Annotated in this window: 5 protein-coding genes and 1 pseudogene; 3 read left to right on the top strand and 3 right to left on the bottom strand. The window is 63.8% G+C overall.

Going from position 1 to position 6,400, the window contains the following annotated elements:
* Window positions 1–114 (top strand): annotated as a pseudogene (locus VNZ93_RS04860) (protein usg); the annotation flags it as partial.
* A 373-nt stretch (window positions 115–487) separates the two neighbouring features.
* Complete coding sequence (locus VNZ93_RS04855; protein ID WP_325700855.1) at window positions 488–1,636, top strand: MFS transporter; 1,149 nt, start codon at window positions 488–490, stop codon at window positions 1,634–1,636.
* Here VNZ93_RS04855 and VNZ93_RS04850 read toward each other — a convergent pair.
* On the bottom strand, window positions 1,629–2,879 hold the full coding sequence (locus VNZ93_RS04850; RefSeq protein WP_325700852.1) for a NupC/NupG family nucleoside CNT transporter: 1,251 nt from the start codon (window positions 2,877–2,879) through the stop codon (window positions 1,629–1,631). The two genes, VNZ93_RS04855 and VNZ93_RS04850, sit on opposite strands and share 8 nt — an antisense overlap.
* 118 nt (window positions 2,880–2,997) lie before the next feature.
* On the opposite strand from VNZ93_RS04850, the gene VNZ93_RS04845 reads away from it, so the two are divergent.
* Window positions 2,998–3,960: a tripartite tricarboxylate transporter substrate binding protein gene (locus VNZ93_RS04845; RefSeq protein ID WP_325700849.1), complete on the top strand. Its 963-nt coding sequence runs from the start codon at window positions 2,998–3,000 to the stop codon at window positions 3,958–3,960.
* A 344-nt stretch (window positions 3,961–4,304) separates the two neighbouring features.
* Here the strand turns inward: VNZ93_RS04845 and VNZ93_RS04840 are convergent, their stop codons facing one another.
* Together VNZ93_RS04840 and VNZ93_RS04835 are read right to left on the bottom strand one after the other, a co-directional pair.
* Window positions 4,305–5,519 carry a GGDEF domain-containing protein gene (locus tag VNZ93_RS04840; protein WP_325700846.1) on the bottom strand — a complete coding sequence of 405 codons (1,215 nt, stop codon included), beginning with the start codon at window positions 5,517–5,519 and terminating at the stop codon, window positions 4,305–4,307.
* A gap of 46 nt (window positions 5,520–5,565) precedes the next feature.
* On the bottom strand, window positions 5,566–6,318 hold the full coding sequence (locus VNZ93_RS04835; RefSeq protein WP_325700843.1) for an SDR family oxidoreductase: 753 nt from the start codon (window positions 6,316–6,318) through the stop codon (window positions 5,566–5,568).
* Window positions 6,319–6,400: the final 82 nt, after the last annotated feature.

Raw genomic sequence — 6,400 nt, 5'->3', positions numbered from 1 at the left:
CGGTTCTGGGAAAAGTCGATCGAGGGCCTCCTGCACACGGTCACGGTCGCGCATTCGCGGCTGATACGTCCGGCGGAGATCCGCGCCGTGGACGGGGTGTTCCGGCTGCACTAACGGTTCCGCTCGAACGGGAGCGGGGCGGGGTCAATGGCAATTCGCGGGCGCATGGCCGGCGCGGCGTGTTGTGGGCTTGTGTTGATGGGCCCGGCCACCTTTGGTGCGGATATGCCCGCGGGTAAACCGCTGTTGCCTCCGGCCGTGCACGGCTTTTGGTGATCGCGAACAGCCCCGGCGGGCATGTCTATCATCGCTGCGGGCAGGGGCGCCGCTGACGGGGCTACCGCCAATCTTCCAAGTGGGCCGTTCAGCCAGCGTGACGCGAGCATCGCCGCGGATGTGCCACACGCGCAGCCGCCTCGCACCGGCGGCATAGCCAGCGTGCGGCATATGAAATAGCGTCGGCGGTCATTCCGAGTCCGCGCCCCGCATGAGCCATTTGTCAGCCCGCCTTGCATTGCTCTGCGGGAATTTCATTACCGGTCTGTCTGTCCTCGCGCCGGCCGGCATGTTGTCCGAGCTGTCGGCCGGACTGAATGTGACCGTGCGCGATGTCGGACTGCTCGTAACCTATGGCGCAGTGATCCTGTGCCTGGGCTCGCCGATCGTGTCCTGGCTCACGACGCGGATCGGCCGGCGACTCCTGATGTCCGGCACGCTCGCGATCATTGCCGCAGGCCATGCGCTGTCAGCCATCATCGACAGCTACGCCGCGATCCTGGCGTTGCGGCTGGTGATGCTGGCCTTCGCTGCGATCTATACACCGCAGGCGGCGAGCACGATGGCGCTGATCGTCCCGGAAAAAGAGCAGCCTTCCGCGCTCGCCTTCGTGTTTCTCGGATGGTCGCTCGCTGTCGCGGTCGGCCTGCCGTTGATCACATTGTTTGCGACGCAGTTCGGCTGGCGCGAGACATACGCCGCGATCGGCGTGGCTGCGGCGGCGAGTGCCATTCTGAATGTCGCAGCCTTGCCAAGCGGGCTGCAGGGACATCCGCTGTCGCTGCAAAGCTTCGTCACCATTGCGCGCAGCCGGACGCTGCTGCTGATCCTCCTGATCACGTTGTTTCAGATGTCCGGGCAGTTTTCGATCACGATCTACATGGCGGCGCTGGCCCAGAAGGTCGCGGATGGCGGGCCGGCTGCTAGTGGTCTCCTGTTTTCGTTGCTTGGCGTTGCCGGTCTCATCGGAAATCTCGCCGCGACCCGCATCGTGCAATTTGCCGGCGTGCATCGGACCCTCGGATCTTTCATCGTCATTATGATGACGGGCGCGCTCGTCTTCGCGCTGGGGATCGGCACGCTCGCGCTCATGGCGGCGGGTGTTTTCCTGCTTGGGCTTGGCATCACCGCGGGCAACACAATGCAGCAGGCGCGCCTTGTCGTGGCGGCTCCGTTGCTCGCGAGCGCAACGGTCGCGCTCAACACATCGGTTCTCTATATCGGCCAGGCGCTCGGATCGGGTGCGGCGGGCTTACTCTATCAGCACGAATTCTACCGCACGATCGGATTTCTCTCGGTGGCCTTCTTTGCGTTGGCTTTCGTGACATTCCTGCTGACGAGCGAACGGCGATCTAGCTGAGTGCGCCCACGATCGCGCCGATGGTGCAGGTCGCCAGTGTCCCCGAGACGATGGTGCGCGGCCCGAGCGCGATGATTTCCTCGCGGCGCTCCGGCGCCATGACCGTCAGCCCGGCGATCATGATCCCGAGCGAGCCGAAATTCGCAAAGCCGCACAGCGCGTAGACCATGATGAGGCGCGAGCGCTCGCTGAGAATATCGGGGCCAAGCTTCGACAATTCGACATAGGCGATGAATTCATTGAGCACGGTCTTGATGCCCATCAACTCGCCGCCGCGCAGCGCTTCGTTCCAGGGCAACCCCATAAGCCAGCAGACCGGGGCCATGACGATGCCGAGCATCCGCTGCAGCGTGATCTTGGCGCCCGCAATGTCCGGAAGGACGGAAAGAATGGCGTTGGCGAGGTGGACCAGAGCGACAAGCACGGTCAGCATCGCGATGATGTTCAGAAGCAGCGTGAGACCCTGGCCGGTGCCGTTGGCGATGGCATCCATGGTCGAACACGCAACCGGCGGCGGGTCTGCATATTCGCCAGCGGTTGCGTCGTCCTGTGTTTCCGGCACCATCAGTTCGCTGATCAGGATCGCCGCCGGCGCGCCCAGCACCGAAGCGATTAGCAGATGTCCGGCGATTTCCGGAACGAGCGGGCGCAGGATCGTGGCATAGACGACAAGCACGGTGCCGGCGATGCCGGCCATCCCGCCGGTCATTACGATGAACAACTCCGCGCGCGTGAGCCGCTCGAGATAGGGGCGGATGAACAACGGCGCCTCGACCATGCCGACGAAGATGTTGGCGGCGGTCGACAGACCGACGGCGCCGCCGACGCCGAGCGTGCGCTCCAGCGCCCAGGAGAAACCACGCACGATCGGCGGCAGGATACGCCAGTAGAACAGCAGTGTGGTGAGCACGCTCATCACGAGCACCAGCGGCAGCGCCTGAAAAGCGAGGATGAACTCGCTGCCGGGAAATTTCGGATCGAAGGGCAGGGGCGCCCCGCCGAGATAGCCGAAAACGAACGCCGTGCCGGCGCGGGTTGCCGCTGCGATGGCGTCGACGGCGCCGTTGGCGGCGGCGAAGGCAGCGCGCAGCGCCGGAATCTTGAGCAGGAGCGCGGCGAGTATGATTGTCAGGGCCATCGCCGCAAACACGCGTCGCCATGACACCGCGCGATGATTCTCGCTCAAAGCGAAGGCAATCGCCGGAATCGCAATGACGCCCAGCAACGATTGTAGAACAGGCATTTCAGATCGGCCCCCAGCCGCGCACGCATTGTCGCGACTTGGGGCCATGCATTCAAGCGCTCTTCACAACCAGCACCGCTGATGTTCAAATCACCGAAAAATTCGGGGAGGAGAACAGATGCGTTTGACTGCTGTCGCGGCGCTGGTCGCTGCGCTCGTCATTTCTGCCGGCGCTTTGGCGCAGGAGAAATATCCGTCGCGACCGATAACGCTGTCACATGGCTTCGGGGCCGGCGGCAACTCGGATACGGTTGCGCGCATCATCGGTCCGGTGCTGGCCGAACGGCTCTCTCAGCAAGTCGTCGTTGAGCCGCGCGTCGGCGCGGGCGGTAATCTCGCCACCGATCGCGTCGCGAAGGCCGCGCCGGACGGCTACAATCTGATCGTTCTCACCGGCGGTCATGCTGTGTCCGGCGCGCTCTACAAGGCGCTGCCGTTTCATCCGGTCGACGATCTCCAGATGCTGTCGACGCTGATCTATTTTCCGTTCGTGATTTCTGTCCGCAAGGACCACCGGTTCCAGTCGCTCGCCGATCTCGTGGCCGAAGCCAGAGCCAAGCCGAAAACGATCACCTATTCGTCAGTCGGAGTCGGTTCGACGCAGCATCTGGCGGGCGAATTGCTCGCGTCGCTCGCGGGCATCGAACTCGTTCACGTGCCGTATCGCGGCGGGCAGGCGCCGGTCACCGATCTTCTGGGCGGTCGGATCGATGTCATGATCGATACGCTCACCGTCACCCGGCCGCAGCTCAATGCCGGCACGATCCGCGGTCTTGCGGTCACCAGCCCGGCAGCATGGCCCAGCCTTCCAGGGATTCCCGCCGCGGCCGACACGGTAAAGGGCTATGATGTCAGATCCTGGATGGGGATCGCGACCACGAAGGGCGTGCCCGAACCGATCGTGAAACAGTTGAACGCGGATATTCTCTACGCGCTTCAGCAGCCACAGGTCCGTGACAAGCTCGAGGCGATCGGCAACGAGGTTCGTGGCTCGACGCCTGATGAGATGCGTTCATGGGTGGCCGGAGAGATCGCCAAATGGCGCAAGGTTATCGATGACGCGAAGGTCGAGCGGCAATAGCCTTTCGCGGAGGAGGCTGGAGCAGCAATCCTTCGCGTCCGGCCCATGCGCGAAATTCGAGCGCCAGCCGCTGGGCTTCATCGAAGGTTTCGATCTGTTCGAGACGCCTCAGCAACACCGAAGCCGTGAGGCTGCAATGGTTCATTGCATATCCACGAACGATTGCAGCGGCTTCCGAAGATGAGGCAATAGAGTGACCGTCGCGCAATTGCACAGGCGGGCGGATTGCGAATGCGGACATCGCGTCGCTCCTTGCTGCGATATCCCGAAAACGCACCGGAATTAAAACAAGTTCCCGCTCGGCCGGGCGGCCGGCATTCAAGCGCGTGTGATGACTTCCCCCGTCAGGCGGCGGGCATCAGGTCAGGCGTCGGGCCGGGAGGATCGAGCGTCGGCCGTCCGGCTTCGATCCGGTTGCGGCCCAGCTTTTTCGCCCGATAAAGCGCGGCGTCGGCGCTGGCATAAAGCGTGTCGAAGTCATAGCCGCTTTGGCCCGCAGAGGCGGTGCCGACGCTGACGGTCGCAGCGACCGAGTGACCGCCCACACAGCTGGCCATGGTCGCGAAGTTGCTACGAACCCGTTCTGCGACGCCGACCGCAACGTCAGGGGTTACGCCGGGCAGCAGCGCGACGAATTCCTCGCCGCCGATGCGGCCAAGCAAATCGAGCGGGCGGAGCGAATCCACGGCCGATCGCGTGAAGAGACCGAGCACGGCATCGCCGGTGCGATGTCCGAAGCGGTCATTGATGCTCTTGAACTGATCGAGATCGAACAGGAGCAGTGTGAGCGGAGTCTGATCGCGGCGCGCCCGTGCGATCAGCCGCTCGGCACGCTCGCTGAAGCCGCGCCGGTTCGGAATTCCGGTCAGCGGGTCGATGGATGCGGCGTAGCGCTGCTTCGATTCGGCGCGCTCCTTGGCGAGCGCCATCAGCAGGAAGACGATCGCGAAGCTATAGAGCAGCGGTGCGAACACCAGCAGCGACGAGGATTGCGTGCCGAACGATGGCGCTGCCAATGGAAACGGCACCGATGTCAGATATGGCATGCGAACGGGAAACATCACGACATGGAGCGCCGCGAGCGCCATGATCGGCCAGCGCGATACCAGACCGTCGCCGCGTGCCCGCCAGAGTTCGAAGACGAAGGCGAAGGTGTAGACTGCGATCAGCGTGGTCGCGAGCGCGACACGCGCTGGCAGCGAGTGCATGAAAGCGTCGATCTGGCACGCTGCTAACCAGATGAAGCTGCCAGCCACGATCAGAGGCGCGACCGGACGGCGGCCTTCGAACACGCGGGCTCCGGTCCACAACATGCCGTAGCCAAGGAGCATCAGGGCGTTTGCCGCCTGAATCGACCAGATGTCGGCGATGATCCCGCGCGCTCCGAACAATGCGGAGGCCGGGGTAAACACAACAAACGCTGCGCCCCACCAGGCGAGTGCCGGGGTGTCCCGCGCCTGGAGCCAGGCAAAAAGCAGGAGCACACCGCCAAGCCCCATGCTGAAGACGGTCACGGCAAACAGGGTGGCGATGTCGAGCGTCACGACCGCTGAATACACAGATTCCCGGGCGGAAATCTATCCGGAGGAAGGGCGGCGTGACCGGTCAGCCGCGGCCCTCGAAGGGCATCTTGGTCGCCTTCACCGTCATGAACAGGACGTTCGATTCCAGAGAAAGGCTGGCCATGTAGCTGACCGCCTTGCCGACGTCTTCGACCTTCATGCGGTCTTCCGCCCGTACCGAGCCATCCGGCTGCAACATGCCTTGGGTCATTCGCTCGGTGAGCGGCGACACGGCATTGCCGATGTCGATCTGGCCGCAGGCGATGTCATAGGCCCGGCCGTCGAGCGCCGTCGATTTGGTGAGGCCGGTAATGGCGTGCTTGGTCGCGGTGTAGGCGACGGTCAGCGGGCGTGGCGTGTGCGCCGAGATCGATCCGTTATTGATGATGCGGCCGCCACGCGGGCTCTGATCTTTCATGATCTTGAAAGCCTCCTGCGTACACAGGAAAGGCCCGGTGAGATTGGTCGCGACAGCGGCCTGCCACTTTTCAAGCGGGAGATCTTCGAGCGGCACAGCCGGCGCGCCGATACCGGCATTGTTGAACAGAAGATCGAGCCGGCCGAAGGTCTCTTTCACCTTCGCAAACAGCGCCTTGATCTGAGCCGGGTCGGACACGTCAGTCGGGACGACGAGCGTCTTGCGGCCCAGGGCCTGGCCTTCCTGCGCGACCTCCTCCAGCGGCTCCTTGCGGCGGCCGGCCAGCACCATATCGAAGCCGTCTTTCATGAGGGCGATAGCGCAGGCGCGCCCAATCCCCGAACCTGCTCCTGTCACCAGCGCAACCTTGGCCGCCATCCCGTCACTCCTGTTTCTGTCGCTCAAGCAAAAAGGCCGGCCATCCTACGGATTGGCGGGGCCTCTGCAATGGCGGTGACGG

The sequence above is a fragment of the Pseudorhodoplanes sp. genome (genome assembly GCF_035565795.1).
Lineage (GTDB): Bacteria > Pseudomonadota > Alphaproteobacteria > Rhizobiales > Xanthobacteraceae > Pseudorhodoplanes.
The sequence above is the reverse complement of the archived record's forward strand: the minus strand, read 5'-3'. Positions and strand labels throughout refer to the sequence as shown.